This window comes from Flavonifractor sp. An100, from assembly GCF_002161175.1.
Taxonomy (GTDB): domain Bacteria; phylum Bacillota; class Clostridia; order Oscillospirales; family Oscillospiraceae; genus Lawsonibacter.
Window position 1 is genome coordinate 80715 of sequence record NZ_NFMA01000008.1, and the last position, 23224, is coordinate 103938.

The following is a 23224-nucleotide window of genomic DNA, read 5'->3' on the forward strand; positions in this document are numbered from 1 at the left end:
TAGGGGTTTGCTCTACTTGTCCGTCCGCTGGGTGTCGCGGATAAAGTATTCGGAATTGTCGCTGCCTTCTGTTTTCCAATCAAAGCGCCCCAGAGACTTGATGAGCTTGGAGAGCTTGGAGAAGCCGTAGTTTCGGGGGTCGAAATCCGGCTGCTTTTTCAGCAACAGATTTCCCAGCTTACCCATGTGGGCGTAGCCATCCTCGCCGCAAAGGTCCTCCACGGACTCGGCAATCAGCTCCTCTACGGATATGGGGACGTTGGAAGCAGGCTGCTGCGGAGCCTTTTTGGACTCTTTCTTGGATGGCTTCTGGGGAGGCAGGGCTTCCCGGGCGGCCTCCTCCTCCGCCTGGCGGGCGGCGGCCCGGATCACCTCGATATACACAAACTTGTCGCAGGCCACAATGAAGGGCTTGGGGGTCTTTTTTTCTCCCATGCCGTAGACCTTCATCCCGGCCTCCCGCAGGCGGATGGCCAGGCGGGTAAAGTCGGAGTCGCTGCTCACCAGGACAAATCCGTCGCAGTTGCCGGAGTAGAGGATGTCCATGGCGTCGATGATCATGGCGGAATCGGTGGAATTTTTACCGGTGGTGTACCCGTACTGCTGAATGGGGGTGATGGCACACTCCAGCAAAATGGATTTCCAGGAGTTCATATTGGGGGCGGTCCAGTCCCCGTAGATGCGTTTGATGGTAGGGGTGCCGTAAACCGCCACCTCTGCCATCACGTCTTTCATCGCGGTACGGGAGGCGTTGTCGGCGTCAATGAGGACGGCCAGACGGAGGTCCTTATCACTTCCGGCCTCAGCCATGGGAGGCCTCCCCCCGTAGCAGGGCTTCCACCTGGGCCAGCTGCTCTACGGTGTTGACCCCCAGCATCTCGTCGGGGGAGCAGGTGTCGCACAGTCCCACCCGCTTCCCCTGTGCCTTGAGCAGGGCGGGGACGTCGGTGAGGTAAAGCTCGCCCTGGGCATTGTCGTTGCGCAGATGGTCTAATACGGAGAGGAGGGAGGGAACATGGAAAACGTAGGTGCCGGTGTTCACCTCGGTACAGGCGGCCTGTTCCGGCGTGCAGTCCCGGGCCTCCACAATACGCTGGAAGGTGCCGTCTGCCTCCCGGAGTACCCGTCCATAGCTGCCGCCCTCGTCCAGATGGGCGGAGAGGAGGGTGCAGGCGTTGCCATCCTGAAGATGGGTGCGGGCCAGTGACTGGAAGGTCTCCTTCTTCATCAGGGGGGTGTCTCCACAGCAGACGATCAGGTGGCCGTCAAAGCCCTGCAGCAGGGGGGCGGCAAATTGTACCGCTCCGCCGGTGCCGTTGAGCTGCTCCTGAACGGCGTGGGGATACTGGGGGAAGGCGGCCAACACTGCCTCCTTTTTCCAACCCACCACCAGGATAATATCCTTGGGGGGGAGGAAGGAGAGACTGGTGAGCACATAGTGGAGCAGGGGCTTGCCGTCTGCCGAGCGCATGACCTTGGGTAGGTCGATGCCCTCTGTCTGCAGGCGAGTCCCCTTGCCAGCGGCAAGGACGAGGGCTTTCATATGGTCCATGGTAGAATGACTCCTTTTATTTTAAAATAAGGTACAGGGGGGATCAGACCTGGGGCCAGAGCTGGGGGAGCAATTGGTAGAAGTTGCCCTTGTCCTCCCATAGCAGCAGGAGGGACCCATCCTCAACGGAGATGGTGGCAGGCTCGCCCAGAAATTCATTGCTGACACCAATGGGGAAGCTGCCGGACATGGTGTAGTCGTTGAGAGGGAATTTCAGACCCTGGAGGGTCACCCCGTGAGCGGCTCCGCTGTTGCAGAAGACGGACAGGTAGCCGGACATGGAGGCGGGGAAGGTGATGGAACTGTTGCGCAGGGCGGTTGCTACCGTCTTTTCCCCGGCCAAAAAGCCGGTAGCCCCTTGGGTGGTAAGCCAATCCAGAATTTGGAGGTTGCCCAGGGTGTGCTCCAGCCGTCCACCGACACCTCCCAGCAGTACGAAGCGGCGGTAGCCCAGCTCCAGCCCCTTTCGCAGGGCGTAGACCATGTCGGTGTCATCCTTCTGCTTGGGCAACTGGGTGACGTTGGGGTGGCTGGGGGCGTAGCCAAGGGAGTCAAAATCGCCTACCACCAGGTCGGGAACTACCCCGTAGGCCAGAAGGGAGTCGTAGCCCCGGTCGGCGGCAATCACGCAGTCGCCGGGGGCGGGGTAGGGCCGCAATGCCAAAGACAGGGACATAGCCCCTACCACATAACAGATTCGGTCGTTGGTTGCCATACGTATGACCTTCTTTAAACGGAAAATTCAACATTGGGGGTGGGTATGTGCCACCCCAGTTTATACATCGCCATTCATTATATCACAGGATTTTCAATTTGTGGAGAGGAATGGACTGGGATTCTTGACTTTCCTGCCGGGGCCGGATACAATGGGCAGTACGCACCGGAAAGGGGGAACCTGCCCCGCTTTCCGGGTACTTTTGTGGGTGTTTGTGGCAGAGGAGGGACAGCATGCATTATTTGGATCACGCGGCTACCACCCAGGTGCGGCCAGAAGCGGTGGAAGCGGCTGTAGAGGCGATGACGAAGGGATGGGGAAACCCCTCCTCCCGCTATGGGTTTGGCCAGGAGGCGGCCCAGGCGCTGAAGGGCTGGCGGGCAGATGTGGCGGCCGGTCTGGGGTGTGAGCCGGGGGAGGTCACCTTCGTCTCCTGCGGCTCGGAGGGCGATAACTGGGCCATCCACTCGGCGGTGGAGCTGGGTCGCCGGAAGGGAAAGCATATTGTGACCACCGCCATCGAGCACGCGGCGGTGCTGGAGACCTGCAAGGCGCTGGAGCGGCAGGGCTGCGAGGTGACCTATCTGCAGCCCGACCGGGAGGGCCGGATCGCTCCGGAGGACGTGAAGAAGGCGCTGCGTCCGGACACCGTGCTGGTGTCCATGATGCTGGTGAACAATGAACTGGGCACCGTCCTTCCGGTGGCCCAGGCGGCCCGGGCCATCCGGGAGGCGGGCTGTCCCGCGCTGCTCCACTGTGACGCGGTCCAGGGCTTTTTAAAGGTGCCCTTTACCCCCAAGGAGCTGGGAGTGGATCTGCTGGTGGTGAGCGGACACAAAATCCATGCCCCCAAGGGAATCGGCGCCCTCTATATCCGTAAGGGCCTGAAACTCCCGCCTATGATTACAGGGGGCGGGCAGGAGGAAGGACTGCGCTCCGGGACGGAGGCCACCGCCCAGATTGCCGCCTTTGCTGCCGCTGTTCGGGCGGGAGCAGCCAGCCGGGAGGCGGACCAGAACCACATGGCTCAACTGAAGGGATACGCTGTGGAACGGCTGGCCGCCCAGCTTCCCCAGGTCCAGGTGCTGGTGGAGGGGGAGGCTCCTCACATCCTGCCCATTACCCTCACCGGCTACAAAAGCGAGGTGGTGGTGCGGTTTTTGAGTGACCGGGGAATCTGCGTCTCCTCGGGCTCGGCCTGTCACAAGGGAAAGCCCAGCCATGTGTTTGCCGCGTTGAAGCGGCCCAAGAAGGAGCTGGATGGGGCACTGCGAGTGAGCTTTTCCTATGACAGCAGCCGGGAGGATGTGGATGCTCTGGTGGAGGGGTTGACCCAGGCCGCTCAACAGCTGTTCCCGTCCCTGTCCTGAGAGGAAGGGAGCGAAAACAAAACAGTAAGGAGTATGACCGTGTTTTCCTACATGAAGCGGGGACCGGGCTTCTACCGCCAAGTGGCTTCCCTGGCTGCCCCTATTGTGCTGCAAAATCTGATCACCAGTACCTTGGGCATGGCCGATACCTTTATGGTTGGGATGCTGGGGGAGACCCCTATGGCGGCGGTGACGCTGGCCAATATCCCCTTGTTTGTGGTGCAGCTGTTTATCTTTGGAGTTCAAAGCGGCTCCTCGGTCTTGATCAGTCAGTACTGGGGAAGGCAGGACCGGCAGGCCATCAACCGGGTGATGGGGGTGGCCATGTGGACGGCGGGCTCGGTGTCTTTTTTGTTTGCCCTGGTGCTGCAGCTGTGGCCGGTGGAGTTCCTCAGCCTGTTCGGCAACCAGCGGGAGGTAGTGGAGCTGGCCGCCCAATATGGGCGCATCGCCGGCTGGTCCTACGCCTGCTCGGCGCTGACCATGATGTATGTGGCAGCCTACCGCAGTATGGAGCGCCCCCAGCTTGGTCTATACATTTTAGTCTCCTCCATGCTGGTAAATACCTGTTTGAACTGGGTATTTATTTTCGGCAACCTGGGCGCGCCCAAAATGGGGGTGGCGGGTGCCGCCCTGGCCACCCTGATCGCCCGGATCTTGGAGCTGGTCATTGTGACAAGCCACATGATCCTGACCCGCTTTTTCCGGGTACAGCCCGCCCTGCTCCTGCGGCCCGGGAAGGAGATGGCTCTGCGGTTCGCCCGGTATGGAAGCCCGGTGGTGTGCAACGAGACCATGTGGGGGCTGGGCACCTCTGTGTTCCCCACCATTATGGGCCACATGGAGGGCTCCACGGAAATCCTGGCGGCCTATACGGTGGCCGGCAACATGGATAAGATCTGCATGGTGGTCTCCTTTGGCTTAGCAGCCACAGCGGCTATCATCATTGGGCGGGAAATTGGAGCGGGACGTCCCCATGTGGTCCAGGAGGTAGGGATGGCCTTGAATACCCTGGCAGCAATGTGCGGGATCGTGATTGGGGCGGGATTGATTCTCTTTGCCCAAATCACCGCTCCGGCTGTAGTATACCCGCTCTTCCAGATGTCGGCCCGGGCGGGTGCCATCGCCAGCATGATGATGACCGTCCAGGGCGTGATCCGGCCCCTGCGCGACTTCAACAGCGTGACCATCGTGGGTGTGCTGCGGGGCGGCGGAGACGTGAAAATGGCCACTGTGATTGACATCTCCCCCCTGTGGCTGGCCGCCATCCCTGCCGCGGCGGTGTGTGGCCTGGTTTTGCGGCTGGATATTCTGTGGGTGTACCTGGCCATGACGCTGGAAAACTTCGTCAAGTGCGGCCTGGGGCTGTACCGCCTGCGGTCGGGAAAGTGGATTCGGGACTTGACCCGCGGGACGTAACAGACGGCAGGAATAACGTATCAAGATTAGCAATGACCCGGCTTTTCTGCAAGGAAAGGCCGGGTTTATTTTGTTTAAAATAAATTCATAAAGTGGCTATTGACAATTCCTACCCCGGGTGGTACATTATCTTTAGCACTCGGGGATAATGAGTGCTAAACCGAAATAAAACATAGGAAGGTGGTGGAACAGGTGGAGCTGAGTGACCGAAAGAAGCGAATCCTCCGGGCAATCGTGGAGACCTACATTGCCACAGCGGAGCCGGTGGGCTCTAAGGTGGTGGCAGAGCGGGCGGGCCTGGATGTGTCCACCGCCACCATTCGAAATGAGATGGCGGACCTGACGGAGCTGGGATTGCTGGAGCAGCCCCACACCTCCGCCGGACGAATCCCATCTTCCGCCGGCTACCGGATCTATGTCAACGAACTGATGGACCGGCAGCAGCTGACCATGCAGGAGACGGAGCGGATCAACCAAGCTCTGAACCTGAAGATGGAGGAGCTGGACCGGGTCATTGACCGGGCGGGCAAGGTGCTCTCTCAGCTGAGCGATTACCCCGTCTTTACCGCCGCGGCGCCCCGGGCGCGGGTGACGGTGAAGCGGTTCGACCTGCTGATGGTGGAGGAAAATGCCTTTATTGCGGTGGTCATGACGGACAATTCCGTGGTAAAAAATAAGCTGATTCGGATGCCCGACCAGCTCTCGGAGACCCAGCTACAGCTGCTCTCCGCCGTACTCAACAGCTCCTTTGTGGGGCTGTCTCAGGAGGAGATGGAGCAGACCCTGGATAAGATGGAGACCCGCACCGCTCCCGCGGCCTTTGAGCTGATCTCCCTGGTGGTGGAATTTGCCATGGAGGTGCTGGGGGACCAGGGGAGACAGCGGGTACACACCACCGGTATTACCCATCTGTTGGAGCACCCGGAGTACCACAGCCTGGATAAGGCCAAGCCTCTGATGACCTACCTCAGCGAGGAGGCGGAGGCCTCCAAGCTGCCCATGGCGCTGAACAACGGGAAGAACATGAACATCCTGATCGGCCCGGAAAACGTCAATGACGCATTGAAGGACACCAGCGTGGTCATGGCCAGCTATGACATTGGAGATAATATGAAGGGGGTCATCGGAGTGGTAGGCCCCACCCGGATGGACTACGCCAAGGTGACCGCCCGCCTGTCCTATTTTGCCGACAGTCTGACCCGGATGTTCGGCAAGGGGGAGTTACCTCCCGGGGACAAGGACGAGGAATAACATAGAAGGAGCGCACAGCCGTGAGCAAAAAGGATAAGAAAAACGAGACGCCCGTCCAGGACGAGGTCCTGGAGCAGCAGGGCGAAGAGAGCACACAGGCCCAGCAGCCTCCGGAAGAGGCGCCCGCCGAGGAGCCTCAGAACGACCCCATGCTGGCTGAGCTGGAGTCTCTGAAGGACCAGGTGGCCAAGCAGGAGGATAAGTACCTGCGGCTGTGTGCCGAGTACGACAACTACCGCAAGCGCACCGCCAAGGAGAAGGAGGCGGCGTGGACTGACGCCAAGGCGGAGACCGCCAGCGCCTTCCTCCCGGTGTACGACAACCTGGAGCGGGCCTTGAAGCAGGAGACCGCCGACGAGGCCTACAAAAAGGGCGTGGAGATGACCATGAACCAGCTCAAGGAGGTCCTTGCTAAGCTGGGCATCACAGAGATTCCCGCCCAGGGCCAGCCCTTTGATCCCAATCTGCACAATGCCGTGATGCATGTGGAGGATGAGAACTTGGGAGAAAATGTGGTAGCCGAGGTCTTCCAGGCCGGCTTCCAGTGCGGAGAAAAGGTCATCCGCTTCGCCATGGTCAAGGTAGCGAATTAGCAAGAAGCGCGGAGGATAGACGCGCAGGTGAGCTTGGAGCGAAAGCGAGGAGGGCAAACCAAGGAGGGCCGCAGGCCCGGATGTTTGTCCTCCGAGACGCAGCGAAAGCGACCCGGCCGCGCGTCCAATCCGCAGCGTGACAGCAAGAAGTGCGAAGCCGCGCGTGGCGCAGCCGCCGCAGTGTGACAATATCCCATCCCAGTTACTTTCGTAAATAACAATCTTTCATATATTTGAGGAGGAAACCATTATGTCCAAGATCATTGGTATCGATTTAGGTACAACCAATAGCTGTGTTGCCGTTATGGAAGGCGGCGACGCCGTCGTCATTCCCAACGCGGAAGGCAACCGCACCACCCCGTCCGTGGTGGCTTTTTCCAAGGACGGCGAGCGCATGGTGGGCCAGGTGGCAAAGCGCCAGGCCATCACCAACCCCGACCGGACCGTCATCTCCATCAAGCGTGAGATGGGCTCCGACTACAAGGTAAATATCGACGGCAAGAAGTACACCCCCCAGGAGATCAGCGCCATGATCCTTCAGAAGCTGAAGGCTGACGCCGAGGCTTACCTGGGCCAGACCGTCACCGAGGCGGTCATCACCGTTCCCGCTTACTTCACCGACGCTCAGCGTCAGGCCACCAAGGACGCCGGCAAGATCGCCGGCCTGGAGGTCAAGCGTATCATCAACGAGCCCACCGCCGCCGCTCTGGCCTACGGTGTGGATAAGGAGACCGCTCAGAAGGTCATGGTCTATGACCTGGGCGGCGGCACCTTCGACGTGTCCATCCTGGACATCGACGACGGTGTCATCGAAGTGCTGGCTACCGCCGGTAACAACCGTCTGGGCGGCGACGACTTCGATAAGTGCGTCATGGACTGGATGGCCGCTGAGTTCAAGAAGGCCGAGGGCGTGGACCTCACCGGCGACAAGGTGGCCATGCAGCGCCTGAAGGAGGCCGCTGAAAAGGCCAAGATCGAGCTGTCCGGCGTCACCTCTACCAATATCAACCTACCCTATATCACCGCCGACGCCACCGGCCCCAAGCACCTGGACCTGACCCTGACCCGGGCCAAGTTCGACCAGCTCACCGCTCACCTGGTGGAGGCCACTGCTGGCCCCGTCCGTCAGGCTCTGTCCGATGCCGGCCTGTCCGGCAGCGACCTGGCCAAGGTGCTGATGGTGGGCGGCTCCAGCCGAATCCCCGCCGTGCAGGAAATGGTTAAGAAGCTCACCGGTAAGGAAGGCTTCAAGGGCATCAACCCCGACGAGTGTGTGGCCATGGGCGCCGCTCTCCAGGGCGGCGTGTTCACCGGCGACGTGAAGGACCTGCTGCTGCTGGACGTCACCCCCCTGTCCCTGGGCATTGAGACCATGGGCGGCGTGATGACCAAGCTCATCGACCGCAACACCACCATCCCCGTGAAGAAGAGCCAGACCTTTACCACTGCCGCTGACAACCAGACCTCCGTGGAGGTCCACGTGCTCCAGGGCGAGCGTGAGATGGCTCAGTACAACAAGACTCTGGGCCGCTTCCACCTGGACGGCATTGCTCCCGCCCGCCGGGGTGTGCCTCAGATCGAGGTCACCTTTGACATCGACGCCAACGGCATCGTGAACGTCTCCGCCAAGGACCTGGGCACCGGCAAGGAGCAGCACATCACCATCACCTCCTCCACCAACATGTCCAAGGAGGACATCGACAAGGCCGTCAAGGAGGCCGAGCAGTTTGCCGCCGAGGACGCCAAGCGCAAGGAGGAAGTGGATGTCCGCAACCAGGGCGACCAGATGGTCTACCAGACCGAGAAGACCCTCGAGGAAATGGGCGACAAGATCCCCGCTGGCGACAAGGCCAACGTGGAGTCCGCCCTGGGCAAGCTGAAGGAGACCCTGAAGGGCAATGACACCCAGGCCATCAAGAACGCCACCGAGGAGCTGACCAAGGCCTTCTACGCGGTGAGCGAGAAGCTCTACCAGCAGCAGGGCGGCCAGGCTGGCCCCGGCCCCGATATGGGCGGCGCCAACTTCGGCGGCGGCCAGCAGGGCGGCGGCAATGCCGGCCCCGATGTGGTGGATGCCGACTATGAGGTCGTAGACGACGACAACAAGAAGTAAAAAACGCTGCGGTGGGGCGGGAGAGCATCTTCCGTCCCACCGGGGGCGTTTGGGCGGGCTTTGCCCCCCGGGGGAGGGCCGGCCAAGCATTCCCTCCATATTAGAGGTGAGAATATATGCCAGAACAAAAACGAGATTATTATGAGGTGCTGGGTGTCAGCAAGGGGGCCTCGGAGGACGAACTGAAGAAGGCCTACCGAAAGCTGGCCAAGAAGTACCATCCGGATATGAACCCCGGCGACAAGGAGGCCGAGGCCAAGTTTAAGGAGGTCAACGAGGCCTACGAGATCCTCTCCGACAAGGAGAAACGGGCCAAGTACGACCAGTTCGGCCACGCTGGAGTGGACCCCAACTTCGGAGCAGGCGGCTTTGGCGGCGGCTTCGATATGGGGGATATCGACCTGGGCGATATCTTTGGCTCTTTCTTTGGCGGTGGCTTTGGCGGCTTCGGCGGCCAGCAGCAGCGGGCCAACGCCCCTCAGCGGGGAGAGAGCCTGCGGGCCAATCTGACCATTACCTTTGAGGAGGCTGCCTTTGGCTGCGAGAAGGAGATTGAGCTCACCCGAACCGAGCCCTGTGACGACTGCCACGGCTCGGGCTGCCAGCCGGGCACCACGGCGGAAACCTGTCCCGACTGCCGGGGCTCCGGTGTGGTCCGCATCCAGCGGGGCGGCGGTGGCTTCGCCTTCTCCACCAGCGCCCCCTGTTCCCGCTGCCGGGGCACCGGAAAGATCATCCACAGCCCCTGCAAGTCCTGTGGAGGTACCGGAAATGTGCGCAAGAAAAAGCGCCTGACCATTACTATTCCCGCCGGCATCGACGACGGCCAGGCCGTCTCCCTGCGGGGCCAAGGTAATGCGGGCAAAAACGGCGGACCGGCCGGCGATTTGATCGTTGGGGTCCGGGTCAAGCCCCATCCCCAGTTCCAGCGGGATGGTACCACGGTGCTTTATGAGCAGCCCATCTCCTTCTACCAGGCGGCCATGGGCGCGGATCTGGAGATCCCCACCATCGACGGCAAGGTGAAGTACACCCTGCCCGCCGGTACCCAGACGGGCACAACCTTCCGCCTGCGGGGCAAGGGTATCCCGGAGCTGCGGGGCCGTGGCCGGGGTGACCAGTATGTCACCGTTAAGGTCCAGGTGCCTACCGCCTTGACGGCGGAGCAGAAGGAGGCCCTTCACGCCTTTGGAGCCGCCATGGGAGAGGCTCCAGCTGAGAGCGGAGTGAAAAGTTTTTTTGACAAGCGCAAGCGCAAAAAGTGATGCCTATGTTAAGGCGGTCTAAATTGTCCGACCACAAAAGGGGGCGGGAGAAAAATTTCTCCCGCCCCCTTTCTTTTTACACTTAAAAGTGGTATAATTTAACCAAAGAAAATGGAGGAGAATCAAAAACTATTTAGATAAAACAACGAAATAGAAAAGGGGGAACAGGAAATGTTAGCGTCCATGCTTAGTTCGGGAGTGAACATCTTGTTTGCGATTATTATCCTGACGCCGGTGCTCATCATGCTTGGGATGTGTGTGATCTATTTCCTGTTCGACGCCTTCCAGAGCTTCCGGCGCAGACATCCCATGTAACCCCCCACCGCCCAGCCGCCCAAGGGGCGGCAGTCTGAGAAAATGGCAGTCCCCCTCTCTGGTGAGGAGAGGGGGATTTTTCATAGGAGGACGAAGCAGGGTGTTCAAGATGGGATGGGTGTGCTACAATGCAGAGAGAGACCATAGGGGACGGAGGGAGATAGCACCGTCTCCCACATTGAAGGAGGGGTACCGTGGTACGAGAAATTTTAACGCTGGGCAACCCCCAGCTATATGAGGTCAGCGATCCCGTCACCGAGGAGGATAAGGAGGCCTTGTCCGGGTGGATTACCGATCTCCATGACACCTTGATGGCCTATCGCAAGACCTATGGGGCGGGCCGGGCGGTAGCCGCCCCCCAGATTGGAGTAAAGAAGCGACTGTTGTACATGTATCTGGACCGGCCCTATGTCTTTGTCAACCCCCGACTCACCTTCCCGGATGGGGAGAAGTATACCTTGCTGGACGACTGCATGTCCTTCCCTGGACTGTGCGTCCGGGTGGAGCGATATAAGCGGGCGGTGATTCACTACCAGGACCAGGAGTTCCGGGAGCAGGAGATGGCTCTGGAGGGAGATTTGTCGGAGCTTCTGCAGCATGAGTATGACCACTTGGACGGCGTTCTGGCCACCATGCGGGCGGTGGATAACAAATCCCTGTTCCTCATGCAGATGAAGCGGGACTTTTGATTTTAAATCCAAACGAAGCAGGAGGGGTATGGGATGGAGCAGCAGACGGGATGGACGGCGGAATATGGTCGGGCACTCATTTCCTTTGTGAAGGCCGGGGTACAGACCCCCAGCTATTCCGATCAGGAGGGGGCCTACGCCGCTCTGATTCGGGACAAGATGGAGGAGCTTGGATTTGACCAGGCTTATATCGATCCAGTTGGAAACGTGGTGGGCCGGGTGGGCAGCGGACCCAAGGTTCTCCACTTCGATTCCCACATGGATACCGTCGAGGTCCACGACGGGGAGGAGTGGGTTAGCCCACCCTTCGGAGGAGAGATCGTGGACGGGATGCTCTATGGGCGGGGCTCGGTGGACATGAAGTCCAGCCTGAGCGCCTCGGTGTTCGCAGCGGCCCTGGCCAAGCGAGAGGGACTGCTGGAGGGCAAGACGGTGTATGTCACCGGCTCGGTGTGCGAGGAATACTGTGACGGGGTGTGTCTGGAGCACTTTTATCGGGACGCGGGGATTCGGCCCGACTACTGTATCATCTGTGAGCCTTCAGATAACACCATCACATTAGGCCACACCGGAAAGGTCCAGGCTCGCATTATTACCCACGGAGTGTCCGCCCACGGCTCCGCACCGGAGAAAGGGGTCAACGCCGTGTATGAGATGGCGGAGATCATCACCCGGGTGGAGGAGCTTAACCGCCGCCTGAGCCAGACTCCGGGGGGAGGGACCGTCGTTTTGTCCCAGATTTCCAGCGTCTCCGCCTCTCTCAATGCGGTGCCCAGCCAGTGCGAGATCTATCTGGACCGCCGCCTGCGGCTGGGGGAGACGGTGGAGCAGGTCTGGAAGGAACTGGACGAGCTGATCAAGGGGAAAGACGCCCACTGGGAGAAGGGCACGCTCCGCCGCACCAGTTGGACGGGGAAGGAATTGATCTACGAGCCCGCCCACGCCCCCTGGCGAATTGGGGAGGACCACCCTTTGACCCAAGCCTGTGTCCAGGCCTACGCCCAGACCTTCGGCCGGGAGCCAGAAGGGTATGATTTCTGGGACTTCGGGACCAACGCGGTGGTGCCGGTGTCTATGGGAATCCCTACCATCGGCTTTGGGGTGGGAGAATATAAGCTCTCCCATATGCGGGATGAGTGCTGTTCCGTGGAAAAAATTCAGCAGGCCTGCCAATTTTACACAAAGCTGATGGAGCTGTTGTAAAGAAGTAAAGCTGCCGGCAAAATGGTAAGAGGGACGCCTCCCAGGGGGAGGCGTCCCGAATTTTATTGCCGGAGCAGGAGGGGCTGGAGCTGCCGCCCTTCCAGGGCGGCCTGGGCGGCAGGGACCACCAGAGAGAAATCCGAAATGAGGGAGGTGGGCTTTTTCTCCGGGTCATCCTGGCCAAAGGGGACAAAATAGACCTGTTTCCGGGTCAAAAGGGTCCCTATGTTGGCGGCAGAGGCAGCCAGGCCGTCGTTGGTGGATGGAGCGATCAACAGGGGACGGTCGTTGCGTAAGTGGGCTTTGGCGGCCATGGTGACGCTGGTGTCAGTGATGCCGGCAGCCAGCTTACCCAGGGTATTTCCTGTGCAGGGACAGATAATCAGTAAATCCAGCAGCTTTTGGGGCCCGATAGGTTCGGCGGCCTGGATGGAGGAGATCACCCGGTGGTCGCAGATGCGCTCCATCTCCCGCATCAAATCGTGGGCGCTTCCAAACCGGGTGTCCGTGTCAGCGGTGCATTCCGAAACGATGGGAATGACGTGTTCCCAGTGGGCGCGCACCTGTTCCAGGGCGGCAATGGCCTTGGCGTGGGTACAGAAGGACCCGCAGACGGCAAATCCAATGGTCAATTCGTTCAAAAAATCCCTTCCTTTCCGGGCCATCATCGGCCCAGCTCACGGAGCATGTTGTAAATGGTGCTTTTGATGGCGGCCCCTGCGGTCACGGGAGCCACCTTCCCCGGCAGAGACAAAGCCCAAACCACGGTCAACCCCAGGTCGCCCGCCGCGGACAGGTCCACTCCTCCGGGTTTGGAGGCCAGGTCCAGGATGAGGCAGTCGGGTTTCAGATCCTCCAGCTCCCCCCGGCCAAGAACCAGGGCGGGGACCGTGTTCACCACCAGGTCGTAGCCACACAGCCAACCCACCAGATGCTCCAGCTGCTGCCCACCAAAGCCCATGGCCTGGGCCCAGGCCAGCTGTTCATATTTCCGGGCGGCTACCGTCACCCGGGCACCCAGGGCGGCAAAGCGCTGGGCAGTTATGCGACCCACTCGCCCAAAGCCAATGATCAGAACGCGGGCGCCGTGGATGGTGATGGGCAGGTGCTCCATGGCCAGCTGGATGGCCCCCTCTGCGGTGGGGAGCGCATTGGCGGAGGGACACACAGGGCCTTTGATTTCTGTCAAATCTGTGATACAATATCCGCAATCCGTTTCTCTGTGAAGTGGAAAAGCTGTTTGCTCTCTAGGTCCCCGAAAGGAGGGGTTCTTTTGCTTGAAACCATTACTCAATTTCGTCTACACCTGGCCCAGCTGCTGGGTGCCCATCCACAGATCGAGGGATGGTTCTTTACTTTGGTGCGCTTTGTCTTCCCGTTGCTGGCCCTACTCATTTTGATTCGGGCCATTCGCGGACTGCTCCGCGTCCCCCGGGCGGGAGAGCGCTGGGGCCAGCTGGCCCTGCCTGGTGGGGGCAGTATTCCCATCACCCGCTGGGAAAACATTTTGGGTCGGGCTCCCCTGGCGGATATCCGACTGGACCTGCCCACGGTGTCCCGGCAGCACGCTGCCCTGATTCGGGAGGGAAAGGGACAGTGGCGGGTGGAGGACTTAGGGTCCAAGGGGGGCACGAAGGTCAACGGCAAGCCGGTTTCCGGCAGTGCTCCGTTGCAGGTGGGGGACACCCTCTGGGTAGGCGGGGTGGAGCTGCTATTTCTGCCCCTGTCCCAGGAGGAAGAGGAGCACCTGGCTGCCCGGCGGCGCATGGAGCAGCCGCTGCCCATGTGGCCTTCGTTGATCTGGCTGACCCTGTTTCAGCTCTTGGCCGCGGTCCAGTTCTTTCTGAAAAGTGAGGAGGAGGGTTGGGCTCCCCTGGTGCTGCCCGCGTTGTCCGTGGTCATGTGGATCTACTTCCTTGTTATGCGTGGGGCCGGGGCCCGGGGCTTTGAGATGGAGACCATCGCCTTTTTTCTCTCCACCCTGTCCCTGGCGGTGACCATCTCCTCCGCTCCCGGTGCGGCGGTGAAACAGCTCATTGCGGTGGTGCTGGGACTGTTGTTTATGCTGGCACTGGGAATTTTCATGCGGGACCCCAGCCGCATCCAAAAAATGCGCTGGCTCATGGCAGCTATGGCTGTGGGGTTGCTGTCGGTAACCTTGGTGATAGGGAAAACCAAGTTTGGCGCGTCCAACTGGATTATTCTGGGGCCGCTCTCCTTTCAGCCCTCTGAGGTGGCGAAGATTTTCTATATCTTTGCCGGGGCGGCCTCTTTGGAGCGGCTGTTCCATAAGCGAAATTTGGGGCTATTCATGGTGCTTACCGGTGTATGCCTGCTGTGCCTGGCCCTGATGAGCGATTTTGGGACCGCCTGTATTTTCTTTGCCACCTTCCTAGTGATCGCCTATCTGCGTTCCGGGGATTTTGCCACGCTTTCTCTGATTACTGGAGGAGCGGCATTTGCCGGACTGTTGGTGCTACAGTTCAAACCCTACATTTTTCAGCGCTTTGCCTCCTGGGGCCACGCCTGGGAGGCGGCCTCCACTACCGGGTATCAACAGACCCGGGCCATGTCTGCCGCCGCCTCCGGCGGCCTGGTGGGGATGGGCGGAGGCAACGGATGGCTGCACCGGATTGGAGCGGCGGATACCGATTTGGTGTTTGGAATGTTGTGCGAGGAGTGGGGACTGATCATTGCCGTATTGGCGGTGTTGTCCATTGTGACGCTGGCGGTATTTGCCGCCCGGGTCTGCGGGGTGGGCCGGTCTGCCTTCCCCACCATCGCCGCCTGTGCGGCCGGGTCGCTGCTGGTAGTTCAGACCTGTTTGAATGTGTTTGGAGCCATGGACCTTTTGCCCTTGACGGGAGTGACCTTCCCCTTCGTGTCCAACGGAGGGTCGGCCATGATCGCCTCCTGGGGACTGTTGGCCTTTCTGAAGGGGGCGGACACTCGGGAGCGGTCCAGCTTTGTGGTGGGCAAAGACCGGGCGGAAAAGCCCAAGGGAGGGGGAGCGGATGAAAAAGCTTGAACGGCGGGCGGTTTTGTGTCTAGTGCTGGCGGGCTGTCTGGTGTTTGGACTGCTGGTGTTTTTGGTCCGCTTTGGACTCAGCGGCACCCGGTGGGCCTCCTCCGCCTTTAACCGCCACCTCTATAACAGCCAGGGCATGCTGATAAGCGGCACGGTGCTGGACCGGTATGGCACTCCCCTTTGCTGGGTCAACGAGGACGGAGAGCGTGTGTATATAGATGGGAAGACGATGCGCAAGGCGATCCTGCATGTGGTGGGAGACCCCTATGGAAACATTGGAACTGGGGCGCTCACCGCCTTTGCCAAGGAACTGACGGGCTACACTCTCTTGGGAGGGGCCTATGGGGCGGAGCGGGGAAACCAGCTGTATCTGACCATCGATGCCCAGCTCAACGAGGTGGCCTATCAGGCGCTGAACGGGAAAAAAGGCGCGGTGGCGGTCTATAATTATCAGACGGGCGAGGTGCTCTGCATGGTCTCCTCCCCCTCCTATGATCCGCGAAACATCCCAGATGACTTGGAGACCAATCCGGACTATGAGGGAGTGTATCTCAACCGCTGCCTCTCCTCCACCTTCACTCCCGGTTCGGTGTTTAAGCTGGTTACCCTGTCGGCCGCTTTGGAGCAGATCCCCGATCTGATGGAGCGGACCTGGAAATGTGAGGGGAGCGCCCAGATTGGAGATGGGACGGTGACCTGTACCTCGGCCCATGGGGAGCAGACCATTGAACAGGCGCTGGCCAACTCCTGCAATGTGGTCTTTGGGCAGCTGGCCGTGGAGCTGGGGGGTGCAACCCTGGAGGAATATACCCAGAAGGCGGGGTTGACCAAGTCCTATTCTGTCAGTGGGATTCCAACTGCAAAAGGGACCTTTACCTTCCAGGGGAGTCTGACGGAAAATGACCTGGCCTGGTCCGGCGTGGGCCAGTACCACGACAGTGTCAATCCCTGTGCCCTCATGGTGTATATGGGGGCCATTGCCAATGGGGGGAAGGCAGCCGTCCCCACCCTTGTCCAAAAGGTGGATACCCCGGGATGGCCGGACCTGCCCCAATTTACCAAAAAAACGGGACGACTCATTGCCCAAGACACGGCCAAGGAAATCACCGATATGATGGCCAACAACGTGACACAGACCTATGGAACCAAGCGCTTTCCCGGGATGGACCTGTGTGCCAAGTCCGGAACAGCGGAGGTGGGGAGCGATCAAAAGCCCCATGCCTGGTTTGCCGGCTTCCTGCGCAATGAGGACGCACCCTATGCCTTTGTAGTGCTGGTGGAGAACGGGGGTAGCGGCTCCGATGTGGCTGGTACGGTGGCCTCCAAGGTGCTGAAGGCGGCGTTGGACTGATTAGAAACATCAAGGGGGATACGGAAGGAGAGGGGAACCTCCTCTAATTCTATCAGAAGAGAATCCGGGGAGACGGTGAGGGAGCGGAAAACCGCGTCCAGCACCGCCTCCCCATTTTGCAGCCGTTCTTCCATCTTTTGGGCAGCCATAGAGCCGGGGAGAAGGGCCACCTCCGGGGAGAGCAGTACCTGGCGGCGGATGGTGGTCCAATTCAGGGGAAGGAGGAGCAGAAGCTGACCCAGGTAGGCAAACAGGGTTTGGCCGGGGAGGGCAGGGGCGGTGCAGCCGCTGCCACTAAGCCGTCCCCGGCACACAAATCGCCGGTACTCCTTTCCGTTGGGGCGGCGGGTGCATTTGCAGGTGAAGGATGCCCCGCACAGGGCGCAGCGGATCTTTCCGGAGTACCAGTGCCGGGGGACGCAGCCCTGTCCCTTCCGGTGCAGAGCGTTCCTCCGCTTCAGCTCCTGCTGCACGGCGGAAAAGTCCTCATGGCTGACAATAGGAGAATGATGGTTTGAAAAGAAAAACTGCTCCTCTGTGCCGTCATTTGGGATTTTGCGGTGGGTCAAGTGATCTGTGGTGCGGTACTTCTTTTGGAGCAGATCGCCTGCATACTTCTCGTTGCGCAGGATGCGCAGCACCATGGTGGAGGACCAGGGACCATCCGGGCGTAAGGGGGGTGGTACCTTGGCCTGAGTCAGCTCCCGGGCGATGGTGTAGGCCCCCTTGTCCTCCTGCAAGTATTTGTGGTATATGGCCCGGACCACCTGGGCCTGCTGGGGGTGGACGGTGAGCACGCCCTTAGAGAGGCGGTAGCCGTAGATAGAGCTGTTGCCGAAGACCACCCCACGCTTCATGGCCTGGGTCTGGCCCCATCGGGTGCGCTCTGAGATTTTACGGCTCTCCTCCTGGGCCACGCTGGCCATAATGGTCAGGCGAAATTCCCCGTCGTTGTCCCGGGTGTCAATGTGATCGCTGAGGAATACCACCCCCACGCCGGCCTCCTTCAAGCGGCGGGTGATCTGGAGGGTATCCACCGTGTTGCGGGCGAAACGGGACACCTCCTTGGTCAAAATCAAGTCGATCTCACCCGCTAGGGCCTGCTGAATCATCCGGGAAAATTGGGGCCGGCGTTTGATGGAGGTGCCGGACAGCCCTTCATCGGCAAAGATGCCCACGGCAACCCACTCCTGGTGAGATTCCAGATAGGTTTGAAAAAAGTTCTGCTGGGCGGACAAGGAGTTGCGCTGATCCTCCTTGTCGGTGGAGACGCGGCAGTAGGCGGCTACCCGCAGGCTGGATTTCTCCATGGAATCATCTCCCTTCCGGGGACAGAGTCCCCAACGCCACTATATGCATGGGGAGAGGAAAGCTGACCGAGATGTGTCCCAGCTACAATGCGGTGGGCACTGCATTGGCTACTGCCAATTCCTCCCGGGTAAAATAGTCGTGGAGGGTGAGCCCTCGCTCCTCCGCCATAGCCCGGGTTTCCGGGTCCACACGCCCGCCGCAGAGAAATTGACGGGGGGTGAGCCGGTCCAGGATGGGGCCCAGGGGATGCTCGGAAAGGGAGAGAGGGGCGTTGAGCAGTCCGTTTCCGACAGAGACGGTGAGGGGCAGTACCACACAGTCAGCCCGTACCGCTTGATTTAAATTTTCTTCCGGGAAGATTCCGGGTATGGACTCTGGGCCCGGGTCCAGGGCATAGGTGTGGACGGTGTGTCCATCCTCTGCCAGCAATTGGGCCAGCTTGGCCTGGCGCATATCACCGCCGATGACCCAAACATTTAGCTCATGTTTCATGGTTTTCCCCTCCTGTGCTGTGCTGACTCAGACTATGCCGGTGAAAAACATGGGGTTCCGACCAAACAAAGAAAAAAGCCCGTCCCCTTTCAAAGGGGACGGGCTTTGGGTAGGTAGGACAAAGAAACCGATCTTACTTGGCAGCCTTGGCAGCCTTGATGGCCTCGATGAGCATGGGAGTGACCTTGAACAGGTCGCCGCAGATACCGTAGTCGGCGATCTCGAAGATGGGAGCGGTGTCGTTCTTGTTCACGGCAATGATGCACTCGGAATCCTGCATACCAGCCTTGTGCTGGATGGCGCCGGAGATACCCAGAGCAACATAGATCTTGGGGTGAACAGTCTTGCCGGTCTGGCCGACCTGGTGGTCAGCAGACAGCCAGCCGGAGTCGATGGTGGCACGAGAGCCGCCCACGACGCCGCCCAGAACCTCAGCCAGCTCCTCAGCCAGCTTGATGCCGCCCTGGACGTCCTTGGAGATACCACGGCCCACGGAGACGACCACGTCGGCGCCGATCAGGTCAACCAGCTTCTTGGCGGCCTTGACGACCTCCACGACCTCGGTCTGCATATCGGCCTCGGTGAGGGAGAACTCGGGCTTGATGATCTCGCAGGCGTCGGCCTTGGCCTGGTTGAACTCGGCCTTCTTCATCACGCCGGGGCGGACAGTGGCCATGGCGGGACGGAAGCGGGGGCAGATGATGGTGGCCATCAGGTGGCCGCCGAAAGCGGGACGGGTCATCTTCAGGTTGCGGTCGTCCTCCTTGATGGCGTCAATGACCTCGGGGGTCAGAGTGGAGGCGGAGCGCAGGAACTCCTTGTACTTGGGTACGTCGATGTCCAGGTGAGTACAGTCGGCGCACAGACCGGTGTGCAGACGGGCAGCGCAGCGGGGGCCCAGGTCGCGGCCAATGTTGGTAGCGCCGATGAGCATGACCTCGGGCTTGTAGGTCTCGATCACGTCGCAGATGACCTTGGTGTAGCCGTCAGTGGTGTAGTTAGCCAGCAGGGGGTGGTCGCAGACATAGACACCGTCAGCGCCGTAGCCGCCCAGCTCCTTGGCAATGCCCTCGATGTTGTGGCCCAGCAGGATGCCGTACAGCTTGGAGCCCAGCTCGTCGGCCAGCTTGCGGCCCTCGGAGATCAGCTCGAAGGAGGTGGGCATCATCTTGCCCTGACGCTGCTCACAAAATACCCAAACGCCGCCGTTGAATTCCTCGATAGCAGCACTGTTGTAAGTAGACATATTCTTCAATTCTCCCTTCTATCAGATCAAGTGCTTGGCGGCCAGAATGCCGGCCAGCTTTTCGCAGGTGGCCTTGTCGGCGCCTTCCAGCATCATGCCCACACCCTTCTGAGGAGGAGTGAAGGACTTGAAGATGTTGGTGGGGGAGCCCTTCAGGCCGATGGTGGTGGGATCGATGAGGGGATCGTCCTTCAGGGTGTTGTAGTCGAAGATCTCATAGGGCTTGGAGTAGCACTCGAAGACGCCGCCCACGCTCATGTAACGGGGAGCATTCAGCTCCTTAATGCAGGTGATGAGGCAGGGGGTCTTGACCTTGATGGTCATGTAGCCGTCCTCCAGCATGCGCTTGATGGTGAGGGTGTCGCCATCCTTCTTGATCTCGGCAGCATAGGAGACCTGGGGCAGACCCAGCTTCTCAGCGATCTGGGGACCGACCTGAGCGGTGTCGCCGTCGATAGCCTGACGGCCGCACATCACGATGTCGTCCTTCTCCACGCCGATCTTGTTGATGGCAGCGGCCAGGATCTGAGAGGTGGCGTAAGTATCAGAACCGCCGAACTCACGGCCGGAAACCAGAACGGCCCGGTCAGCGCCGCGGGCGATCACTTCACGCAGCATGCCCTCGGCAGGAGGGGGGCCCATGGAGATAACGATGACTTCAGCGCCGGTCTGCTCCTTCAGGGTCAGAGCGGCCTCAACGGCGTTCAGGTCATCGGGGTTGGTGATGGTGGCCATGGAGGCACGATTCAGAGTACCATCGGGGTTGACGGCCACCTTACCGGAGGTATCGGGGACCTGCTTGACACAAACAATGATTTTCATTTCAATCTGCCTCCTAACTTATTTCACGCCCAGGTGGCTGGAAATGACCATGCGCTGGACCTCGGAAGTGCCCTCGTAGATCTCGGTGATCTTGGCGTCACGCATCATGCGCTCCACAGGATACTCACGGGTGTAGCCGTAACCGCCGAAGAGCTGAACAGCGCGGCGGGTCACGTCGGAGGCGGACTCGGCGGCAAACAGCTTGGCCATAGCGGCATCCATGGAGTAGGGCTCGTGGTTCTGCTTCTTCATGGCAGCGGCATAGACCAGATACTGGGCGGCCTGCATACGGGTGTGCATATCGGCCAGCTGGAACTGGGTGTTCTGGAACTGGGACAGGCGCTTCTTGAACTGAACGCGCTCCTTGGTGTACTTGATGGCCTCGTCGATGGCGCCCTCGCCCAGGCCCAGGGCCTGAGCAGCGATGCCGATACGGCCGCCGTCCAGGGTCATCATAGCGATCTTGAAGCCCTGGCCCTCTTTGCCCAGCAGGTTCTCCTTGGGCACGATGCAATCCTCAAAGATCAGATCGCAGGTGGAGGAGCCGCGGATACCCATCTTCTTCTCGTGCTTGCCCACGGAGAAGCCGGGGAAGTCCTTCTCCACGATGAAGGCGGAGATGCCGTGGTTGCCCAGGGACTTGTCGGTCATGGCGAAGACCACGAAGGTGGAGGCCACGGTGCCGTTGGTGATGAAGCACTTGGAGCCGTTGAGGACGTAGTGGTCGCCCTCCAGAACGGCGGTGGTCTGCTGGCCGGAGGCGTCAGTACCGGCGTTGGGCTCGGTGAGGCCAAAGGCGCCGATCTTCTTGCCGGAGAGCAGGTCAGGCAGGTACTTCATCTTCTGCTCCTCAGTGCCGTGCTCAAAGATGGGGGCGCAGCACAGGGAGGTGTGGGCGGAGACGATAACGGCGGTGGTGCCGCACACCTTGGCCAGCTCCTCCACGCACATGGCATAGGACAGCACGTCGCCACCAGCGCCGCCGTACTGCTTGGGGAAGTAGATGCCCATCATGCCCAGCTTGCCCATCTTCTCCACGGTCTCCATGGGGAAGCGCTCCTCCTCGTCCAGCTCCTCAGCCAGGGGCTTGACTTCGGTTTCGGCGAACTCGCGGTACATCTTGCGGACCATCTCTTGTTCTTTCGTCAGATGAAAATCCATTTTTCAGTCCTCCTACATTTTTTACTTGGGGAATCATCGAAGCGCTCTTACCCCGGAGCCAGCCACCTGACCGGGATGGCGGAGAACCGGGCAGCGGAGCAGATGATACAACGGAAATTTTGTCATCTACGGGCGGCCATATTGTTAGAAATTTAACAAAGAAAACCCGAAAAAAGCGCAACAGGGGACAATTTCCCGTTGTTGCGGCGGTCTTATATAGATGACATAGGTGCTTACCTTTAAAATTATACCGATTTCCACCCCCCAATGCAAGGGGGACATAACTGGTAAAATTGACAGTTTTTTAACGAACAAATTGTAAAAAACAGAAAAATATGCGGATGTTGACATTGAAGTATGCGAATATTAAACAAAGGGGGAGAGCGTGGGAAAAAACGCCCCAGCGAGCTGGGCTCGCCGGGGCGTTGAAAACCGAACAATTGTTACTTGGAGTAGTCGTAGAAGCCCTTGCCGGACTTCTTGCCCAGCATGCCGCCGCGGACCATTTTCTTCAGCAGCAGAGCGGGGCGGTACTTGGGGTCGCCGGTCTCGTTGAACAGGGTCTCCATAATAGCCAGACACACGTCCAGGCCCACGAAGTCGCCCAGAGCCAGGGGGCCCATGGGGTGATTGGCGCCCAGCATCATAGCCTTGTCGATGTCCTCCACGGAGGCCACGCCGGTCTCCACCAGGCCGATGGCCTCGTTGATCATGGGGATCAGGATCTTGTTGACCACAAAGCCGGGGGCCTCAGCCACCTCAACGGGATCCTTGCCGATCTCCTTGGACAGGTTGTAGATGAAGTCGAAGGTCTCCTGGGTGGTGTTGGCACCGCGGATGATCTCGATGAGCTTCATGGAGGGGACGGGATTGAAGAAGTGCATACCAATGACGGGATGCTTCAAGCCGTTGCCCATCTCAGTGATGGAGAGAGAGGAAGTGTTGGAGGCAAAGATGGTGCCCTCCTTGCAGAAGCCGTCCAGCTCATTGAGCAGTTCCTTCTTGGTGGCCATCTCCTCCTTGACGCACTCGATGACCAGATCCACGTCGGCAGCTTCCTCATGGGTCTGGGGGATCAGAACGTTGCCCACCAGAGCGTCCACGGCCTCCTGGGTCATCTTGCCCTTTTCCACCCGCTTCTGCAGGGATTTGGCCAGGGTATCCTTATGGCGCTGGGCGGACGCAGGGCTGCTGGCGTACATCAAAACGGTGTGGCCCTTGGCAGCGAAGACCTGAGCGATGCCCCGGCCCATGGTGCCGGCGCCGAAAAGTGCGACTTTCATACTGTGTTCCTCCTAATTTAATATGTAGATTGTGTGCCAGATCGG

At 59.9% G+C, this 23224-nt stretch carries 22 protein-coding genes; 11 read left to right on the forward strand and 11 right to left on the reverse strand.

Features of this window, described 5'->3' with window-relative positions; all coding sequences use genetic code 11:
- Positions 1-12 precede the first annotated feature (12 nt).
- From B5E43_RS06580 to B5E43_RS06590, 3 genes are read right to left on the reverse strand one after another with little or no spacing between them, the layout of a single operon-like run.
- The gene (locus B5E43_RS06580) at positions 13-810 is read right to left on the reverse strand and encodes an NYN domain-containing protein (RefSeq protein ID WP_087394818.1); all 798 of its coding nucleotides are present in this window, start codon (positions 808-810) and stop codon (positions 13-15) included.
- Positions 803-1552, reverse strand: coding sequence for an NTP transferase domain-containing protein (locus B5E43_RS06585; protein ID WP_087394820.1), 750 nt, complete (start codon positions 1550-1552; stop codon positions 803-805). The genes B5E43_RS06580 and B5E43_RS06585 overlap by 8 nt, the downstream gene beginning before the upstream one ends.
- Before the next feature lie 43 nt (positions 1553-1595).
- On the reverse strand, positions 1596-2267 hold the full coding sequence (locus B5E43_RS06590; protein WP_242964737.1) for a thiamine diphosphokinase: 672 nt from the start codon (positions 2265-2267) through the stop codon (positions 1596-1598).
- A 233-nt stretch (positions 2268-2500) separates the two neighbouring features.
- On the opposite strand from B5E43_RS06590, the gene B5E43_RS06595 reads away from it, so the two are divergent.
- The 9 genes from B5E43_RS06595 to B5E43_RS06630 all read left to right on the forward strand — a co-directional run bounded on the left by B5E43_RS06595 (position 2501) and on the right by B5E43_RS06630 (position 12485).
- The gene (locus tag B5E43_RS06595; protein WP_087394822.1) at positions 2501-3637 is read left to right on the forward strand and encodes a cysteine desulfurase family protein; all 1137 of its coding nucleotides are present in this window, start codon (positions 2501-2503) and stop codon (positions 3635-3637) included.
- 33 nt (positions 3638-3670) lie between these two features.
- The gene (locus B5E43_RS06600; RefSeq protein WP_242964738.1) at positions 3671-5056 is read left to right on the forward strand and encodes an MATE family efflux transporter; all 1386 of its coding nucleotides are present in this window, start codon (positions 3671-3673) and stop codon (positions 5054-5056) included.
- A gap of 192 nt (positions 5057-5248) precedes the next feature.
- Positions 5249-6307 carry a heat-inducible transcriptional repressor HrcA gene (hrcA, locus tag B5E43_RS06605; RefSeq protein WP_087394868.1) on the forward strand — a complete coding sequence of 353 codons (1059 nt, stop codon included), beginning with the start codon at positions 5249-5251 and terminating at the stop codon, positions 6305-6307.
- Between the two features lie 20 nt (positions 6308-6327).
- Positions 6328-6900, forward strand: coding sequence for a nucleotide exchange factor GrpE (gene grpE, locus B5E43_RS06610; protein ID WP_087394824.1), 573 nt, complete (start codon positions 6328-6330; stop codon positions 6898-6900).
- Positions 6901-7150: 250 nt separating this feature from the next.
- Complete coding sequence (gene dnaK / locus B5E43_RS06615) at positions 7151-9013, forward strand: molecular chaperone DnaK (protein ID WP_087394826.1); 1863 nt, start codon at positions 7151-7153, stop codon at positions 9011-9013.
- A 116-nt stretch (positions 9014-9129) separates the two neighbouring features.
- Positions 9130-10278, forward strand: coding sequence for a molecular chaperone DnaJ (gene dnaJ / locus B5E43_RS06620; RefSeq protein WP_087394828.1), 1149 nt, complete (start codon positions 9130-9132; stop codon positions 10276-10278).
- Between the two features lie 171 nt (positions 10279-10449).
- Positions 10450-10593 (forward strand): hypothetical protein, encoded by a 144-nt coding sequence (locus B5E43_RS15080; protein WP_158098986.1) that lies wholly within the window; start codon positions 10450-10452, stop codon positions 10591-10593.
- Positions 10594-10787: 194 nt separating this feature from the next.
- Entirely contained in the window at positions 10788-11282 is a 495-nt protein-coding gene (locus tag B5E43_RS06625; protein ID WP_087394830.1) for a peptide deformylase, read from the forward strand.
- Between the two features lie 33 nt (positions 11283-11315).
- The gene (locus B5E43_RS06630; protein WP_087394832.1) at positions 11316-12485 is read left to right on the forward strand and encodes a YgeY family selenium metabolism-linked hydrolase; all 1170 of its coding nucleotides are present in this window, start codon (positions 11316-11318) and stop codon (positions 12483-12485) included.
- A 62-nt stretch (positions 12486-12547) separates the two neighbouring features.
- Here the strand turns inward: B5E43_RS06630 and B5E43_RS06635 are convergent, their stop codons facing one another.
- Positions 12548-13126 (reverse strand): dipicolinate synthase subunit B, encoded by a 579-nt coding sequence (locus tag B5E43_RS06635; protein WP_242964739.1) that lies wholly within the window; start codon positions 13124-13126, stop codon positions 12548-12550.
- 23 nt (positions 13127-13149) lie between these two features.
- Positions 13150-13674 (reverse strand): NAD(P)-dependent oxidoreductase, encoded by a 525-nt coding sequence (locus B5E43_RS06640; protein ID WP_242964740.1) that lies wholly within the window; start codon positions 13672-13674, stop codon positions 13150-13152.
- An 84-nt stretch (positions 13675-13758) separates the two neighbouring features.
- Between B5E43_RS06640 and B5E43_RS06645 the strand changes: the two genes are divergently transcribed.
- Together B5E43_RS06645 and B5E43_RS06650 are read left to right on the forward strand one after the other, a co-directional pair.
- The gene (locus tag B5E43_RS06645; RefSeq protein ID WP_242964741.1) at positions 13759-15513 is read left to right on the forward strand and encodes an FtsW/RodA/SpoVE family cell cycle protein; all 1755 of its coding nucleotides are present in this window, start codon (positions 13759-13761) and stop codon (positions 15511-15513) included.
- Complete coding sequence (locus tag B5E43_RS06650) at positions 15500-16864, forward strand: penicillin-binding transpeptidase domain-containing protein (RefSeq protein WP_087394834.1); 1365 nt, start codon at positions 15500-15502, stop codon at positions 16862-16864. The genes B5E43_RS06645 and B5E43_RS06650 overlap by 14 nt, the downstream gene beginning before the upstream one ends.
- On the opposite strand, the gene B5E43_RS06655 is transcribed toward B5E43_RS06650, so the two are convergent.
- The 6 genes from B5E43_RS06655 to B5E43_RS06680 form a co-directional block, all read right to left on the reverse strand.
- Positions 16771-18174 carry a recombinase family protein gene (locus B5E43_RS06655; protein WP_087394836.1) on the reverse strand — a complete coding sequence of 468 codons (1404 nt, stop codon included), beginning with the start codon at positions 18172-18174 and terminating at the stop codon, positions 16771-16773. The two genes, B5E43_RS06650 and B5E43_RS06655, sit on opposite strands and share 94 nt — an antisense overlap.
- Before the next feature lie 82 nt (positions 18175-18256).
- On the reverse strand, positions 18257-18667 hold the full coding sequence (locus B5E43_RS06660; protein ID WP_087394838.1) for a dipicolinate synthase subunit A N-terminal domain-containing protein: 411 nt from the start codon (positions 18665-18667) through the stop codon (positions 18257-18259).
- A gap of 133 nt (positions 18668-18800) precedes the next feature.
- Complete coding sequence (gene acrA, locus B5E43_RS06665; protein ID WP_206406951.1) at positions 18801-19913, reverse strand: acryloyl-CoA reductase electron transfer subunit beta; 1113 nt, start codon at positions 19911-19913, stop codon at positions 18801-18803.
- Positions 19914-19934: 21 nt separating this feature from the next.
- Positions 19935-20735, reverse strand: coding sequence for an acryloyl-CoA reductase electron transfer subunit gamma (acrB, locus tag B5E43_RS06670; RefSeq protein ID WP_087394840.1), 801 nt, complete (start codon positions 20733-20735; stop codon positions 19935-19937).
- An 18-nt stretch (positions 20736-20753) separates the two neighbouring features.
- Positions 20754-21896, reverse strand: coding sequence for an acyl-CoA dehydrogenase (locus B5E43_RS06675; protein WP_087394842.1), 1143 nt, complete (start codon positions 21894-21896; stop codon positions 20754-20756).
- Between the two features lie 443 nt (positions 21897-22339).
- The gene (locus B5E43_RS06680; protein ID WP_087394844.1) at positions 22340-23179 is read right to left on the reverse strand and encodes a 3-hydroxyacyl-CoA dehydrogenase NAD-binding domain-containing protein; all 840 of its coding nucleotides are present in this window, start codon (positions 23177-23179) and stop codon (positions 22340-22342) included.
- Positions 23180-23224 lie beyond the last annotated feature (45 nt).